The organism is uncultured Pseudokineococcus sp. (assembly GCF_947495735.1).
In the GTDB taxonomy this organism is placed as follows: Bacteria; Actinomycetota; Actinomycetes; order Actinomycetales; family Quadrisphaeraceae; genus Pseudokineococcus.
In genome coordinates, this window is sequence record NZ_CANMAA010000016.1 from 41,225 (window position 1) to 55,838 (window position 14,614).

The 14,614-nt window shown below is 78.2% G+C and carries 9 protein-coding genes and 1 pseudogene; 8 read left to right on the forward strand and 2 right to left on the reverse strand.

The annotated features are described in order from the left end of the window. Positions 1-90 precede the first annotated feature (90 nt). The gene (locus Q0848_RS16575) at positions 91-1,434 is read left to right on the forward strand and encodes a PP2C family protein-serine/threonine phosphatase (protein WP_299039513.1); all 1,344 of its coding nucleotides are present in this window, start codon (positions 91-93) and stop codon (positions 1,432-1,434) included. A gap of 300 nt (positions 1,435-1,734) precedes the next feature. After that, entirely contained in the window at positions 1,735-2,724 is a 990-nt protein-coding gene (locus tag Q0848_RS16580) for an endonuclease/exonuclease/phosphatase family protein (protein ID WP_299039515.1), read from the forward strand. Between the two features lie 27 nt (positions 2,725-2,751). On the opposite strand, the gene Q0848_RS16585 is transcribed toward Q0848_RS16580, so the two are convergent. Then, positions 2,752-4,572, reverse strand: coding sequence for a putative PEP-binding protein (locus Q0848_RS16585; protein WP_299039517.1), 1,821 nt, complete (start codon positions 4,570-4,572; stop codon positions 2,752-2,754). Positions 4,573-4,858: 286 nt separating this feature from the next. On the opposite strand from Q0848_RS16585, the gene Q0848_RS16590 reads away from it, so the two are divergent. The 4 genes and pseudogenes from Q0848_RS16590 to Q0848_RS16610 all read left to right on the forward strand — a co-directional run bounded on the left by Q0848_RS16590 (position 4,859) and on the right by Q0848_RS16610 (position 9,304). Next, on the forward strand, positions 4,859-5,701 hold the full coding sequence (locus tag Q0848_RS16590) for a DeoR/GlpR family DNA-binding transcription regulator (RefSeq protein ID WP_299039519.1): 843 nt from the start codon (positions 4,859-4,861) through the stop codon (positions 5,699-5,701). Beyond that, positions 5,698-6,720: a 1-phosphofructokinase family hexose kinase gene (locus Q0848_RS16595; protein ID WP_299039521.1), complete on the forward strand. Its 1,023-nt coding sequence runs from the start codon at positions 5,698-5,700 to the stop codon at positions 6,718-6,720. Before Q0848_RS16590 ends, Q0848_RS16595 begins: the two co-directional genes overlap by 4 nt. 68 nt (positions 6,721-6,788) lie before the next feature. Then, a pseudogene (locus tag Q0848_RS16600) lies at positions 6,789-8,942 on the forward strand (fructose-specific PTS transporter subunit EIIC). Positions 8,943-9,046: 104 nt separating this feature from the next. Next, the gene (locus tag Q0848_RS16610; protein WP_299039527.1) at positions 9,047-9,304 is read left to right on the forward strand and encodes an HPr family phosphocarrier protein; all 258 of its coding nucleotides are present in this window, start codon (positions 9,047-9,049) and stop codon (positions 9,302-9,304) included. 286 nt (positions 9,305-9,590) lie between these two features. On the opposite strand, the gene Q0848_RS16615 is transcribed toward Q0848_RS16610, so the two are convergent. Then, complete coding sequence (locus Q0848_RS16615) at positions 9,591-10,187, reverse strand: biotin transporter BioY (RefSeq protein WP_299039528.1); 597 nt, start codon at positions 10,185-10,187, stop codon at positions 9,591-9,593. A gap of 239 nt (positions 10,188-10,426) precedes the next feature. Here Q0848_RS16615 and Q0848_RS16620 point away from each other — a divergent pair, with 239 nt between their 5' ends. Together Q0848_RS16620 and Q0848_RS16625 are read left to right on the forward strand one after the other, a co-directional pair. After that, positions 10,427-11,248: an HAD family hydrolase gene (locus Q0848_RS16620; protein WP_299039530.1), complete on the forward strand. Its 822-nt coding sequence runs from the start codon at positions 10,427-10,429 to the stop codon at positions 11,246-11,248. 195 nt (positions 11,249-11,443) lie between these two features. Then, complete coding sequence (locus Q0848_RS16625; protein WP_299039532.1) at positions 11,444-14,614, forward strand: fibronectin type III domain-containing protein; 3,171 nt, start codon at positions 11,444-11,446, stop codon at positions 14,612-14,614.

Below are 14,614 nucleotides of genomic sequence, written 5' to 3' on the forward strand. Positions count from 1 at the left end.
CACTGTCGGTCCACCAGGAGGGGCGCCCGCGATCGGCGGCGACCTCCCGGGGGACCTGGAGATCCCGAGTCCCGGAGGGAGCTGGACGAGATGACCCGCACGCAGGTCCTGCCCGCGCCCGCCCCGCCCGTCCTGCGCCCGCCGGTCCACGACGGCGAGCTGCCGGAGAGCTGTCCCCTCCCCGCACTCCCGGACCCGGCCTTCGACCGCTTCGCCAGGCTCGCCCGCACGGGCCTGGGCGTGCCCCTCTCGCTGGTGTCGCTCGTGTCGCAGGACGGCCAGGTGGTGCCGGGCGCCGCCGGGCTGCCCGAGGAGCAGGCGCACGTCCGCCGCCACGACCTGCGCCACTCGGTCTGCCAGACCGTGGTGCGCGCCGGGCGCACCGTGGCCCACGCCGACGTGCGCGTCGTCCCCGAGCTGGACGGCGTGCCCGCCCCGGGGCTGGGCCTCGTGGCCTACCTCGGAGCCCCCCTGCGCGACGCGAGCGGTCGCCCCGTGGGCGCGCTCTGCGCCATCGACACCCGCGTCCACCCGTGGAGCGCCGACGAGGTCGAGCTGCTCGAGGAGCTGGCGACCGCCGCGTCCTCCGAGCTCGCCCTGCGGCAGCTGCTCCAGGAGCGGCGGTCGGTCGTGGCGACGCTGCAAGAGGGGATGGTCGACCGCGTCCCCAGCCCGCCCGGGCTCGAGGTGCGCGTGCGCTCCGTGCCGGGCCTGGACGGCGAGCGGGTGGGCGGGGACTGGTACGACGTCGTCGTCGGTGGCGACGAGGTGGCCGGCCGCTTCGGCCGCGTCGGCTGCCTGCCCGCCCTCACCGCCCCGTGCGCCGGGCCGCGGGGCGCCGGGCCGGAGGGTCTCGTGCTCGTGCTCGGCGACGTGATGGGCCACGACGCCCGGGCGTCCGCCGTCATGGGCCAGCTCCGCGCCATGACCCGGACGACGGCCTGGTCGTTCCCCGCCGAGGGGCCCGCCGACGTCCTGGGGCGCGTGGACCGCGCCATGGCCGGCCTCGGCGTGACCAGCATGGCCACGTGCGTCGTCGCCCGCGTCGAGGAGGGGGAGCGGGGCGGCCGGCGCCTGCGCTGGACGAGCGCCGGCCACCCGCCGCCGGTGGTCGTCCTCCCCGACGGCACCGCCGAGGTGCTCCCCCAGCGCCCGGGCGTGCCGCTGGGCGTCATGCCCGAGGTCCAGCGCGTCGACTCCGTCGTCGACCTGCCCGCCGGGTCGGTCGCGCTGCTCTACTCCGACGGCCTCGTGGAGCGCCGCGGCCGCTGCATCACCGAGTCGCTGCATCTGCTCGCCGAGGCGGCGGGCCGGTGGGCTGGCCGGCCGCTGGCCGAGCTCGTCGACGGCGTCGTGCGCGAGATGCTGGGGGACGTCGGCGTCGACGACACCCGGGACGACGTCGCCCTGCTCGCCGTCCGCGTGCTCCCCTGAGCCCGCGCGCGCCACGGCTGGGCCCGCGCCCGCACCACGGCTGAGCGGCTCGTCCCCGAGGGGCACCTCGGTGCCCGTCCGCCGTGACGGGTGCGCTCACCCGGGCACCTCGGCGGCGACGTGCCCGGGTGGGGTGGGGCTCCGGTGGCACTTCGTCGGCAGTCTGCGGTGGGGGTGGGGCTGGGGTGGCACTTCGTCGGCAGTCTGCGGTGGTGGTGGTGGTGGGGCTGGGGTGACGCCCAGCCGCCGCTCCGCCGCGGGCTGCGGGAGAGGCCAGGGAGCCGTGCCAGGGTGGCGGCCATGAGGCCGCTGCTGGCCACCGCGGCGGTGGTGCTCGCGCTCGCCGCGCTGGTCACGACGGCGCCGGCCCTCGTGGGGCTGTCGACGACGGCGGTGGTCGCCCACGCGGTGGCGCTGCGCGGGGCGAGCGCGCTGGGCCTGCTCGTCCTCGCCGCGATGGCGGCGGTCGCAGCGCTCCGGCGCCGGGGCCGCGACCGACCAGCGGCCGTGGTCGCCGGCGGCCTCGCCGTCGTCCTCCTCGCCTGCGCGGCCGTGCACGTCGGCGTCGTGCTGGCCCGGGGCCTGGAGGACCAGCCGCCCGGCGCGGGCGCCGACCTCGTCGTCGTCACGCTCAACGCCGAGGTCGACGGCGTCACGCCCGCCCAGCTGGCTGACCTCGTCGAGTCCTCCGGCGCCGACGTCGTGGCGCTGCCGGAGACGTCTCTCGAGCTCGCCACGGCCATGGCCCGCGAGGTCGAGGAGCGCACCGGGGTGGCCTTCGCCGTCTTCGGCGAGGCCGTGGACGAGCGGCCCATCGCGGCGACGAGCCTGCTGGTCTCGGCCCGCCGGGGCGAGCACGAGCGCGTGCCGGCGCCCGAGCTGGACCTCTCCGCCGTCGCCGCCCGGCCCGTCGACGGCGACGGGCCGCTCCTCGTGGCCGTCCACCCGCCCCCGCCGATCCCGGGCTCGTTCTCGATGGACCGCTGGGCGGCGCAGGCCGCCACGGCCGCCTCGGTGTGCGCCGCCGTGCCGGGCGCCGTGGTCGCGGGGGACCTCAACGCGACCCTCGACCACGCCCCGCTGCGCGACCTCGGCCCGTGCGCGGACGCCGCCGCGAGCACGGGCGCCGCGGGGCTGGGCACCTGGCCGGCGTCCGCGCCCGCGCTGCTGGGCAGCCCGATCGACCACGTGCTCGTCGACGCCCGGGCGTGGGAGCCGCTGACCACGCAGGCGGTGCGCGTCGGCGACACCGACCACCGCGCGCTCGTCGTCGGCCTCGCCGCCCGCTGAGGCCGCTGCCTAGCGCGCGGGGCCGGGTCAGAGCAGCGCGGTGAGCGCGGCCTCGCGGGCGGCGGCTGGGTCGGCAGCGGCGACGGCGGCCTCGGCCGCGGCGCGGCACTGCTCCGGCGTCGCGCTCGCCAGGCGCGCGCCCACGGCCGGGAGCGCGGCCGGCGCGGCGGACAGCGAGGTGACGCCGAGGCCCACGAGCACGCAGGCGAGGAGCGGGTCGGCCGCGGCCTCCCCGCAGACGCCGACGGGCTTGCCGGCGCGCCGGCCGGCCGCCGCCGTCATCGCCACGAGGGCGAGCACAGCCGGCTGCCACGGGTCGTTGAGGTCGGCGAGGTCGCCGGAGAGCCGGTCGGCCGCCATCGCGTACTGCGTGAGGTCGTTGGTGCCGATGGACAGGAAGTCCACGTGCGCCAGCACCCGGGCGGCCAGCAGCGCCACGGAGGGCACCTCGACCATGACGCCGGGCACGAGGCCCCGGGCGCGCACCGCGACGCCGAAGTCGCGCGCCTCGGCCTCGGTGGCGACCATCGGCGCCATCACCTGCGGCCGCAGGCCGGTCTGCTCCGCCGCCAGGGCGACGGCGTCGAGCTGGCGCTCGAGCAGGCCCGGGTCGCGTCGCACCACGCGCAGGCCCCGGACGCCGAGGGCCGGGTTCTCCTCGTGCGCGGGGGTGGCGTAGGCGATCGGCTTGTCCGAGCCGGCGTCGAGGGTGCGCAGGACGACCTTGACGTCGGAGCCGTCCCCCGGGCCGCCGGCCGCGCGGGCGCGCTCGGCGAAGGGGCGCAGCACCTCGGCGTAGACGGCTGCCTGGGCCTCGACGTCGGGCTCGACGGTCGTGCCGAGGAAGCACAGCTCGGTGCGGAAGAGGCCCACGCCCGCGGCGGGCCCGCCGGCGGCGGCGCGGGCCGCCGGCCCGTCGGCCACGTTGGCGAGGACGGCGACGGGCGTGCCGTCGGCCAGGCGCCCGGGGCCGACCCAGGAGGCTGCGGCCGCGCGGTCCCCGCGGTCGCGGTGCACGCGCTGGGCGGCGCGCTCGAGGTCGGGCTCCCGCTCGACGGCGCCCGTGGTCCCGTCGACGAGGACGACCTCGCCGACGGCCAGGTCCTGCGCCCCGGCGGTCGCGACGACGCAGGGGATGCCTAGCTGGCGGGCGATGATCGCGGTGTGCCCGGTGGGGCCGCCGCCGCGGGTGACGAGCGCCAGCACCTGCGCCGGGTCCAGGCCTGCGGTGTCCGCCGGGGCGAGGTCCTCGGCGACGAGCACGCTGGGCTGCTCCGGGTTCGGGATGCCCGGCTCCTCCTGGCCGGTGAGCTCGGCGACGACGCGGTCGCGCACGTCGTGCAGGTCGGTGACGCGGTCGGCCATCAGGCCGCCCATCGCCGCGAACATCCCCGCGAACTTCTCCGCGGCCCCCACGACGGCGACGTCGGCGGGCGCGCCGGCGCGCGTGCGCTTGCGCACCTCGCCCAGCAGGCCGCGGTCGGCGGCCAGCTGGGCCGTGGCGCGCAGGACCTCGGCGGCGTCGCCCTCGGCCGACCCCGCCCGGGCCGTCAGCCGCTCGGCGACGGCGGCCGCCGCCGCCCGGGCCCGCTCCAGCTCGGCGTCGCGGTCGTCCTCGGGCACCACGCCCGCGCCGCCGTCGGCGGGCACCGGGGGCAGCTGCGGTCGCGGCGCCGGCCGCACCACGGGGCCCACGGCGACGCCCGGCACGACGGGCGTGCCCCGCAGCGCCGCGGCCGGCGGCCGAGGGGCGGAGGCGGCGCCCAGCGGCTCGGCGCCCGTGGCGCGGCCGCCGGGTGAGCCGTGCCCCGCGGCGGAGCTGGCGGCGGAGGAGGTCGAGGAGGTCATGCGGAGGGCATCCCGTCGTCGTCGACGGAGCGGGTCGGCACCCGCGCCGCGGGGGGGTCATCGCACCAGACACGGGCCGCGGCGTCGCGCGGGGCGTCCGACCAGACCGGCGGCCTGGGGCGCTCGGGGCGACGCTACGAACGGTCGCTTGACATGTCAAGGCAACCGGGCGTAGAACCAACCAACGCAACATCAGAACCACATGAAGTCACAGCAGGCCGAGGGCCTTCGGCACGGCCGGCGCACGCCGGACGCACCCGGGGCCCGACTCACGAGGGAGTGAGCCGTGTACGCACCCGAGCGCCAGGCGGCCATCGCCGCACGCGTGGGCCGGCAGGCCCGGGTCTCGGTCAGCGACCTCGCGGCGGAGCACGCCGTCACGACCGAGACCGTCCGCCGGGACCTCGCCGTCCTCGAGCGCGCCGGCGCCCTGCGCCGCGTGCACGGCGGCGCCGTCTCCCCCGCCGCGCTCGCCGTGCCCGAGACCCGGGTGGAGGAGCGCGACCGCATCGCCTCCGACGCCAAGGACCGCATCGCCGCCGCGGCCCTCGGGCAGCTGCCTCCGGGGACGACGAGCGTGGCCCTGGACGCCGGGAGCACCACCGGGCGCCTGGCCGGGCTGCTCGCGACGTCGCCGGCCGCCCTCGCGGAGGGGGCGGCGCTCGTCGTCGTCACCCATGCGGTGCACCTGGCGGCCCGCCTCGTGGGCGTGCCGGGCGTCGAGCTCCAGCTGGTCGGCGGGCGGGTCCGCCCCACGACCCAGGCCGCCGTCGGCGCGGAGGCCGTCCGCGCGCTGGACGACCTGCGCGTCGACGTCGCCGTCCTCGGCGCCAACGGCTTCTCCGCCGAGGCGGGCTTCACGACCCCCGACGCCGAGGAGGCCGCGGTGAAGCGCGCGCTCGTGCGCTCCGCGGGCCTCGTCGTCGTCGTCGCGGACGCCCGCAAGGCCGGCCGCCAGGACCTGCACCGCTTCGCCCGACTCGAGGAGGTCGACGTGCTCGTGACCGACACGGCCCTGGACGGCCCCGCCGCTGGCGGCGCCCCCGTGGACGACGCACCCGGTGGCCCGGCGTCCACGGCCGAGCTCGAGGCCCTGCGGGCCGCCGGCGTCGACCTGGTGCTCGCGTGAGCGCCGCTGCGCCCGTGACCGGGGCCGGCACCGCGCCGGAGGTGGTCACGCTCACGGCCAACCCGAGCCTCGACCGCACGGTGGACCTCGCCGGGCCGCTGCGCCGCGGCGCCGTCCAGCGCGCCACCGCCTCGGTGGTCGAGCCCGGCGGCAAGGGCGTCAACGTGGCGCGCGTGCTCGCGGCGGCGGGGCGCGACGTCGTCGCCGTGCTGCCCGCCGACGCCGGCGACCCGCTGCTCGCCGCGCTCGCCGAGGCGGGGCTCGCGGCCCGGCCGACGCCGGCCGGGGGGCCCGTGCGCACCAACACGGCGGTGACCGAGCCCGACGGCACGACGACGAAGGTCAACGAGGCCGGGCCGCTCCTGACCCCCGGCGGTCACGACGCCCTGCGCGGCGCCGTCCTCGACGCCGCGACGGGCGCGCGCTGGGCCGTGCTCTCCGGCTCGCTGCCCCCCGGGGCCCCCGCCTCTCTGTACGCCGACCTCGTCGCGCCGCTGCGCGCGGCCGGGTGCGCCGTGGGCGTGGACACCTCCGGCGCGGCGCTCGCGGCGCTGCTCGGCCCGGACGCCGACCCGGCGGCGGCGCCCGACGTCGTCAAGCCCAACGGCGAGGAGCTCGGCGAGCTGACGGGGGAGGACGGCGACGCCCTCGAGGCCGACCCGGTGGCCGCCGCCCGCGCGGCCCGGTCGCTCGTCGAGCGCGGCGTCGGCGCGGTGCTCGTGACGCTCGGTGCGCGCGGCGCGGTGCTGGTGACGGCGCAGGGCGCCTGGAGCGCCCTGCCGCCGCCCGTCGTGCCGCGCAGCACCGTGGGCGCCGGGGACTCCGCGCTCGCCGGCTACGTCCTCGCGACCCTGCGCGGCGACGACGCCCCCGGCCGGCTCCGCGAGGCCGTCGCCCACGGCTCCGCGGCGGCGGCGCTGCCCGGCTCGGCGCTGCCCGGGCCCGACCAGGTGCGCCCCGACCTCGTCGAGATCACTCCCCTGTCCCTCGACCCGGCGCCCGCGCCCCTCTCCTCCTGACCAGCACCCTCCGCACGCCCCGCTCCGCACGCACCCCCGCGTCACCGACGACGACCCGAGAGGCACCCATGAGCCACAGCACCGCACAGCCCGGCGCCGCGAGCGCGCCCGGGGGCGAGGACCTCCTCCTCCCGCGCCTCGTCGCGCTCGACGCCGACCTCGGCGGCAGCAGCGAGGACGTCGTCCGCCGCCTGTCGGCGATGGTCTCCGAGGCCGGCCGCGCCGACGGCACCGACGGCCTCGCCAAGGCGGCCCTGGCCCGCGAGGCCAGCTCGCCCACCGGCCTGCCGAACGGCATCGCCATCCCGCACGCGCGGACCTCGCACGTCTCGCAGGCGTCGCTGGCCTTCGCGCGCCTGGCGCGGAAGGTCGACTTCGGCGCCCCCGACGGTCCCGCCGACCTCGTCTTCCTCATCGCCGCTCCCGAGGGCGCCGGCAGCGCGCACCTGAAGCTGCTGAGCAAGCTGGCCCGCGCGCTGGTGCGGCCCGCGTTCACCGCGTCGCTGCGCGAGGCCACCTCGGCCGACGAGGTCGTGCGCCTGGTCGAGGAGGTCATCGCCCCGGCGCAGCCGAAGGCGCCCGCGGCGCCGGCGGCGGGCGCGCACGGCGCCACGGCTGCGGGCTCGGCGGCCCCGGCCGCCGCCTCCGGCGCCGTCGCGGCGGACGCCGCGGCGACGGTCGACCAGGAGAAGCCCGCCGCCACCGCGACCGGCGTGCGCCGGATCGTCGCCGTCACCGCCTGCCCCACGGGCATCGCGCACACCTACATGGCCGCCGACTCCCTCGTGGCCGCCGGCGAGCGCGCCGGCGTCGAGGTCGTCGTCGAGACCCAGGGCTCCTCCGGCTCGACGCCGCTGGCCCCCGAGGTCATCGCCGGCGCCAGCGCCGTGATCTTCGCGGTCGACGTGGGCGTCAAGGAGCGCGGCCGCTTCGCGGGCAAGCCGCTCGTGCAGTCCGGCGTCAAGCGCGCCATCAACGAGCCCGACGTCATGGTCGGCGAGGCGCTGCGCGCGGTCGACGACCCCTCCGCCCAGCGCGTGCCCGGCGACGGCGCGGGCGCGGGCGCCGCGGCCGGCGCGGGCAGCGGGGCCCGCCCCGGCTTCGGCAGCGAGCTGCGCCGCTGGCTGCTCACCGGCGTCAGCTACATGATCCCGTTCGTCGCGGCCGGCGGTCTGCTGCTGGCGCTGGGCTTCCTCTTCGGCGGGTACCAGATCGTGTCCGAGGCCCCGGGCGACCCGGACGGCACGGCGCTGAACACGCTGATCCTCGCGAACAGCTCGCTGACGGACCTCCCCGACGGCGGGCTGACGCAGTACATCGGCGCCGTGCTCTCGACCCTCGGCCAGCTGGCCTTCGGCCTGCTCGTGCCGGCGCTGGCCGGGTACATCGCCTACGCCATGGCCGACCGCCCCGGCATCGCGCCGGGCTTCGTCGCCGGCCTGGTGGCCGGCGCCACGGGCGCCGGCTTCATCGGCGGCCTCGTCGGCGGCCTGCTCGCCGGCGCGGTGGCCCTCGCGATCAGCAAGATCCGGGTGCCCCAGTGGGGCCGCGGGCTGATGCCGGTCGTGATCATCCCGCTGTTCGCGACGCTCATCACGGGCTTCCTGATGTTCGCGCTGCTGGCGCGCCCGCTGGCCGCGGTGACGACGGGCCTCGCCGACTTCCTCAACGGGCTCTCGGGCGGCTCCGCCGTCCTGCTCGGCGTCATCCTCGGCCTGATGATGGCCTTCGACATGGGCGGCCCGCTCAACAAGACCGCCTACGCCTTCGCCGCCGCGGGCCTCGGGGCGGCGACCGCCACCGACACCGCGCCGCTGACGATCATGGCGGCCGTCATGGCCGCGGGCATGGTGCCGCCGCTGGCGCTCGCCCTGGCCACCGTGGTCCGCAAGAAGCTCTTCACGGAGCCGGAGCGGGAGAACGGCAAGGCGGCGTGGCTGCTCGGCTCGGCCTTCATCACCGAGGGGGCCATCCCCTTCGCCGCGGCCGACCCGCTGCGCGTGATCCCCTAGATCATGCTCGGCTCGGCCACGACCGGGGCGATCGTCATGGCCACGGGCGTGGAGCTGCGGGCCCCCCACGGCGGGATCTTCGTCTTCTTCGCCATCGACGGCGTCCTCGCGTTCGTCCTCGCGGTCCTCGCCGGCATGGTCGTCAGCGCCGTCGCCGTCATCGCCGCCAAGAGCCTCGGCCGCTCGAAGGCCGACCTCGCCGCCGCCTGAGCGGCTCCCCGCACGCCCCGGCCCGGACGCGCGCTGCGCCGTCCGGGCCGGGAGCATCACCCGCAGCACCTGCCCGCTCGACCCCACCAGCGAAGGAGGGCCCCGTGCCCAGCACCACCGTGACCGTCGGCTCCTCGGTCGGCCTGCACGCCCGTCCGGCCGCCGTCATCGCCGCCCGCGCCGCCGAGCTCGGCAGCGAGATCACGCTGTCCGTGCCGGACGAGGAGCCGGTGGACGCCGGGTCCGCCCTCATGATCATGACGCTCGGCGCCGAGCGCGGCACCGAGGTGACCGTCGAGGGCGAGGACGAAGCCCACGTCGCCGAGATCGCCGCGCTGGTGGCCCAGGACCTCGACGCCTGACCCACCGCACCCGCGCACCGCGCAGCACGTGGACGGCCCCCGCCCGAGAGGGCGGGGGCCGTCCGTCGAGCGAGCCGTCCGTCGAGCAGGGCGCCGTCCCGGTGATCTGTGACGGACGTCACGGTCCGGGGGCTTCTCGCCGCGCGCGGCGGCGGGTAGACAGGTGGCCGTCCGGTCCGCCTCGCCGACGGCGTCGAGCGCGGACCGGTGCGACGACCTCAGCTGCTCGCGACGACGACGGCCCCCGCCCATCGGGCGGGGGCCGTCGTCGTGCGTCGGAGCGGGGTCAGCCCCGGCGTCCGACCCGGCGCCACACGGCCGGCACCAGGGCCGCGGCGACCGCGGCCTTGACGACGCCGCCGAGGAGGAACGGGAAGAAGCCCGCCGCCAGCGCCGCCGAGGCGCTCAGGCCGGCGGTCACGGCCAGCCACGGGACGCCGACGGCGAAGACGACGAGCTGGCCGGCGACGAACAGCGGCAGCGCGCGCAGGAACCGGCGGTCGGCGCCGTGGCGGGCGGCCAGACCCATGAGGTAGGCGGCCGGCACGAACCCGAGGACGTAGCCGCCCGTCGCCCCGACGACGGCCTCGTAGCCGCCGCTCGCCTCGGAGTAGAAGGGCAGGCCGACCAGCGCCGCGAGGATGTAGAACCCCATGACGGAGACGGCGCGCACCGGCCCGAGCGCCGAGGCCACCAGCACGAGGCCGAGGGTCTGGCCGGTGATGGGCACCGGGGACCCGGGCACGGGCACCGACACCTGCGCCATCAGCGCCATGCCGAGGACGCCCCCGGCGACGAGCGCGACGTCGCGGGTGCGACTGCCCGGCAGCAGGTCGGCGAGGACGAGCCCGGCGCGGGGTGCGGGGAGGGCGGCGGAGGACACGGGCGGCTCCTGCGGGAGGCCGGCTCGCTCGGCCGGCGGGGGACGGGTCGCCGCCGATCCTGGCAGAGGCGCCGGCGGCGGCTCTCCGTCGCGGCCCGGTGCGGTCGTCCGGGCTCGCCGCTTCGTCGTCGCGACGACGGCGTCCGGCCCGGCTGCTGCGGGCGCGACGCCGTCACGTCGCCCGGCCGTCACCCGGACGGCACCCGCGCGCGGGGAGGGGCGCACGTAGTGTCACGGGCATGCGCTGGCTCGTGGCTCTCGACGTGGACGGCACGCTCATCGACCACGACGAGGTCATGTCACCCGTCGTCCGCGAGGCCGTGCGCGACGTCGTCGCCGCCGGCCACCACGTGGTCGTGGCCACCGGTCGCTCCCTCGACAGCGCCTACCCGGTGCTCGGGTGGCTCGGCCTGGCCCCCTCGGAGGACGCGGACGCCAAGCCCTACGTCTCCCCGATGGTCTGCAGCAACGGCGCCGTGACGGTGCAGGTCGACCCCGCGCTGCCGGACGGCCACCAGGTCAGCGACGTCGTGACGTTCGACCCCGCCCCGGTGCTGCGGCTGCTCGTGCAGGACCTGCCGACCGCGGCGTTCGCCGTCGAGGACGTCGGCGTCGGCTTCAAGGTCGCGGGGAAGTTCCCGGAGGACGAGCTGACCGGCCGGATCACGCACGTCGCCTTCGACGAGCTGCTCGCGGGGCCCGCCAGCCGCGTCGTCGTCCGCAGCCCCGAGCACACGCCGCAGGACTTCCTCGAGATCACCTCCCGGCTCGGGATGAAGGGCGTCAACTACTCGGTGGGCTGGACGGCCTGGCTCGACCTGGCGCCCGAGGGGGTCAGCAAGGCCAGCGCCCTCGAGGTCGTGCGCCAGCGCCTGGGCGTGGACCCGGCGCGCACCCTCGCCATGGGCGACGGGCGCAACGACCTCGAGATGCTCCGCTGGGCCGCCCGCGGGGTGGCCATGGGCCAGGCGCCGGCCGAGGTGCGCGAGGCCGCCGACGAGGTCACCGGCACGGTGCTCGACGACGGCGCCGCCGCGGTGCTCGCGACGCTGCCGCGCTGAGACGCCGCGCGGGCCGCCCGCGGAGCCGGGGCCGGGCCTGAGTCCCTGCACGGGCGGCGGGATGCATCCCGCCGCCCGTGCAGAGGCTCAGCTCCGACGGCGCGGACCGCGACGACCCCCGCTCGGTCCTGCGCCGGGCGGGTGACGGTCGGCGAGGTGCTCGGGGCAACGGTGCGCCGCGCCGATCACCCCCCGGTGAGCAGCTCCTCGTCTCCCTCGGTCCCCGGGCGCCCGGGAGCCGCAGCCCTCCCGCCCCGCGCAGCCGGCGCCGCCGTGCGCCCCCTCGTCGCCGCGGCCTTCGTCGCGGTGCTCACGGCCCTCGGGGCGCTCGTGCCCGCCGTGCTCGGGGGCGGGTCGGCGCTGACCGCCGCCGACGCCCCCGTCTCGCTCGGGCGGACCGAGCCGGTGCTGCGCCCGATCCTCGACCAGTTCCCCCCGGCGGTGCCCACGGGGCTGACCGTCACCGCCCTCGAGGGCTCCCTCGCCGTCCGGTGGAATGCGGTGGGCGACAACGACCTCAAGGACTACCGCGTCTACCGCGACGGGACGCTCGTCGCGACGGTGCTGAAGGGCACGACCACCACCACCCTCACCGGGCTCGTCAACGACCAGACCTACTCGATCACCGTCAGCGCGCGGGACACCGTCGACAACGAGTCGCGGCAGTCGGCGGCGGTCCTGGGCACCCCGCGCGACATGACGCCGCCGCCGGTCCCCACCGGGCTCGTGGCGGTGCCCGGCGACGCCACGGCGGCGCTGTCGTGGCACGCCGCCTCGGACACCGACCGCACGGCCGTGCGCGTGCTGCGCGACGGCGCCCAGGTGACGTCGCTGCCGGCCGCCACGACGAGCTGGACGGACACCGGGCTCGTCAACGACCGCACGTACTCCTACGCGCTGGTCGCCGTCGACGCCCGCGGCAACCCCTCGCAAGCCTCCTCCCCGCCGGTGACGGCGACGCCGACCGACCTCACGGCTCCGGCCGTGCCCACCGGTCTGCGGGCCGTCGCGGGCGACGCGAGCGCGGCCCTCACCTGGGACCCGGGCGTCGACCCCGACCTCGCGAGCGTCCGCGTGCTGCAGGACGGCGCGGTGGTCGCCGAGCTGCCCGCCGGGACGACGTCGTGGACCGCCACCGGCCTGGTGATCGGGCGCCCCTACGGCTTCTCGCTCGTCGCGGTCGACGGCCACGGCAACGTCTCCGCCGCCTCCTCGCCGCCGGTCGAGGTGGTGCCGGTCGACCTCACCGCTCCCAGCACCCCGACGGGGCTGGTCGCCGTCCCGGGCAACCGCTCCGCCGTCCTGTCCTGGGACCCCGTCGCCGCTGACGACCTGGCGGCCTACGAGCTCCTGGACGCGAGCGGCGCGGTCGTCGCGCGCGTCGCCGCCCCGGCGACCTCGGTCCAGCTGACCGGTCTGGCAAGGGACCACCAGGAGGCCTACCGCGTCGTCGCGGTGGACCTCGCGGGCAACCGGTCGGCGCCCAGCGCGCCCGTCGTCGTCTCGCTGAGGGACCGCACGCCGCCCGCTCCCGTCTCGGGCACCGCCGTGGCGGAGCTCGACCGGGCGCTGCGCGTCACCTGGTCGCCGGGCGCGGACCTGGACATCGCGGTCTACCGGGTCCTGCTCGAGGGGGTCGTCGTGGGCCAGGTGGCGGTGGGCGCTCCGCCGGAGCTGCTGCTGGAGGGGCTCCAGGGGGGCCGCTCGCACCAGGTCGTCGTCCTCGCCGTCGACGCCGCCGGCAACGTCTCGGCGGGGCACGCGCCGGTGCTCGCCGTCCCCCTCGACCTCCTGCCCGCCGCGCCGACCGGGGTGAGCGCCGTCCCGGGCGTCGGCAGCGCCGAGGTGTCCTGGGCGGACGCGGCCGAGGACGACGTCGTGGAGCACCACGTCCTCGTCGACGGCGTCGTCGCCGCGGTCGTGCCCCGGGGCAGCACCTCCGTCGTGCTCGAGGGCCTGGCCCCCGGCGTCGAGGTGGTGGTCGTGGTCGTCGCCGTGGACGCCGGGGGCGGTCTCTCCGCGGTCAGCGCCGCCGTCCGCGTCGTCCCGCTCCTCCCGCTGCCGCTCTTCCCGCCGTTCGCGCCGCTCGTGCCCCCGGTCGAGGGCTCGGGCACGGCCACCGGCGCGGGCCTGGCGGCGACGCGCGACGGCCGGTGGGTCGTCGTGAGCACCGCCGCCCGCCTCGAGGACTCGGACACCAACAGCGCCCCGGAGCTGCACCTGGTCGACCGGGTCGCGGGCACCAGCCGCCGGGTCGCCCCGCTGCCCGCGGGCTGGCGCTCGACGTCGACCGACAGCACCAACGCCAGCGCCGTCGCCCTCAGCGAGGACGGGCGCTACCTGGCCCTGTCGACGACGGCGCGGCTGGTGCCGGCCGACACGAACAGCCTGCTCGACGTCTACCGCCTCGACCTGACCACGGGGGAGGCGGCGCTGGTGAGCGTCCCCGCCTCCGGGGCCGTGTCCGCGAGCACCGCCGGGGCGGTGCTCCCGACCGGCGCCTCCGTCTCCGCCCGCAGCCCCGGCCTCGCGACGACCGCCGACGGCGGGACCGTCTTCTTCCTGTCCGCCCGCGCCGACCTCGTCCCGGGGGACCGCAACGGCGTCGCCGACGTCTTCGCCAAGGACCTCGTCACCGGGGCGGTGCGGCGCGTCTCGACGTCGTCCACGGGCGGGGAGACGTCGCTGCGGGCCACCGGGCCCGCGCTCGAGGCGACCCCGGACGGGCGGTACGCCGTCTTCCCCGCCCAGGCCTCGGGCCGCCCGGTCGTCCTCGTGCGCAAGGACCTGCTCACGGGCGCGCTCGTCGTCGCCTCGACGATGCCGGGGACCGGCTCGACGCCGGTGGAGGTGGGCGTCTTCCGCGACACCGGAGACGTCGCGGTGAGCGACGACGGCCGCTACGTCGCCTTCAGCAGCGCCGCCAAGCCGTCCGCGCCGAGCACCTCCTGGTCCACCGGTCTCGCCTACCGCAAGGACCTGGTGACGGGGGACCTCGAGCCCCTCGGCACGGGGCAGACGGCCGCGTGGGAGCACCAGCTCGGGCTCGACGCGACGGGGCGCTACGGCTTCGTGGCGACGGCCGCGCCGCTGCTGGCCCACGACGACAACCGGCGCACCGACCACTACCGGCGCGACCTGGGCACCGGGGCCCTGGACCTCGTCACCGCGCGGGCGGACGGGTCGGTCGCGCCGTCAGCGCCGGGCTCGATCACCCCGGCCGAGTACGGGCGCGTCCTCGTGCTCGACGCCGACCGCGTGCTCGTCGGCACCGTCCTGCCCCTCGTGGACGGCGACGCCAACTCCGCGCTCGACGTCTACGGCCGCGACCTCGCCCGCGGTCAGGCGGGGTCCGTCCTCCCCTGA

Excerpts from the sequence above, each read along its gene's own strand:
- Q0848_RS16575 (WP_299039513.1), top strand. The coding sequence starts at position 91 with ATGACCCGCACGCAGGTCCTGCCCGCGCCCGCCCCGCCCGTCCTGCGC.
- Q0848_RS16580 (WP_299039515.1), top strand. The coding sequence starts at position 1,735 with ATGAGGCCGCTGCTGGCCACCGCGGCGGTGGTGCTCGCGCTCGCCGCG.
- Q0848_RS16585 (WP_299039517.1), bottom strand. The coding sequence starts at position 4,572 with ATGACCTCCTCGACCTCCTCCGCCGCCAGCTCCGCCGCGGGGCACGGC.
- Q0848_RS16620 (WP_299039530.1), top strand. The coding sequence starts at position 10,427 with ATGCGCTGGCTCGTGGCTCTCGACGTGGACGGCACGCTCATCGACCAC.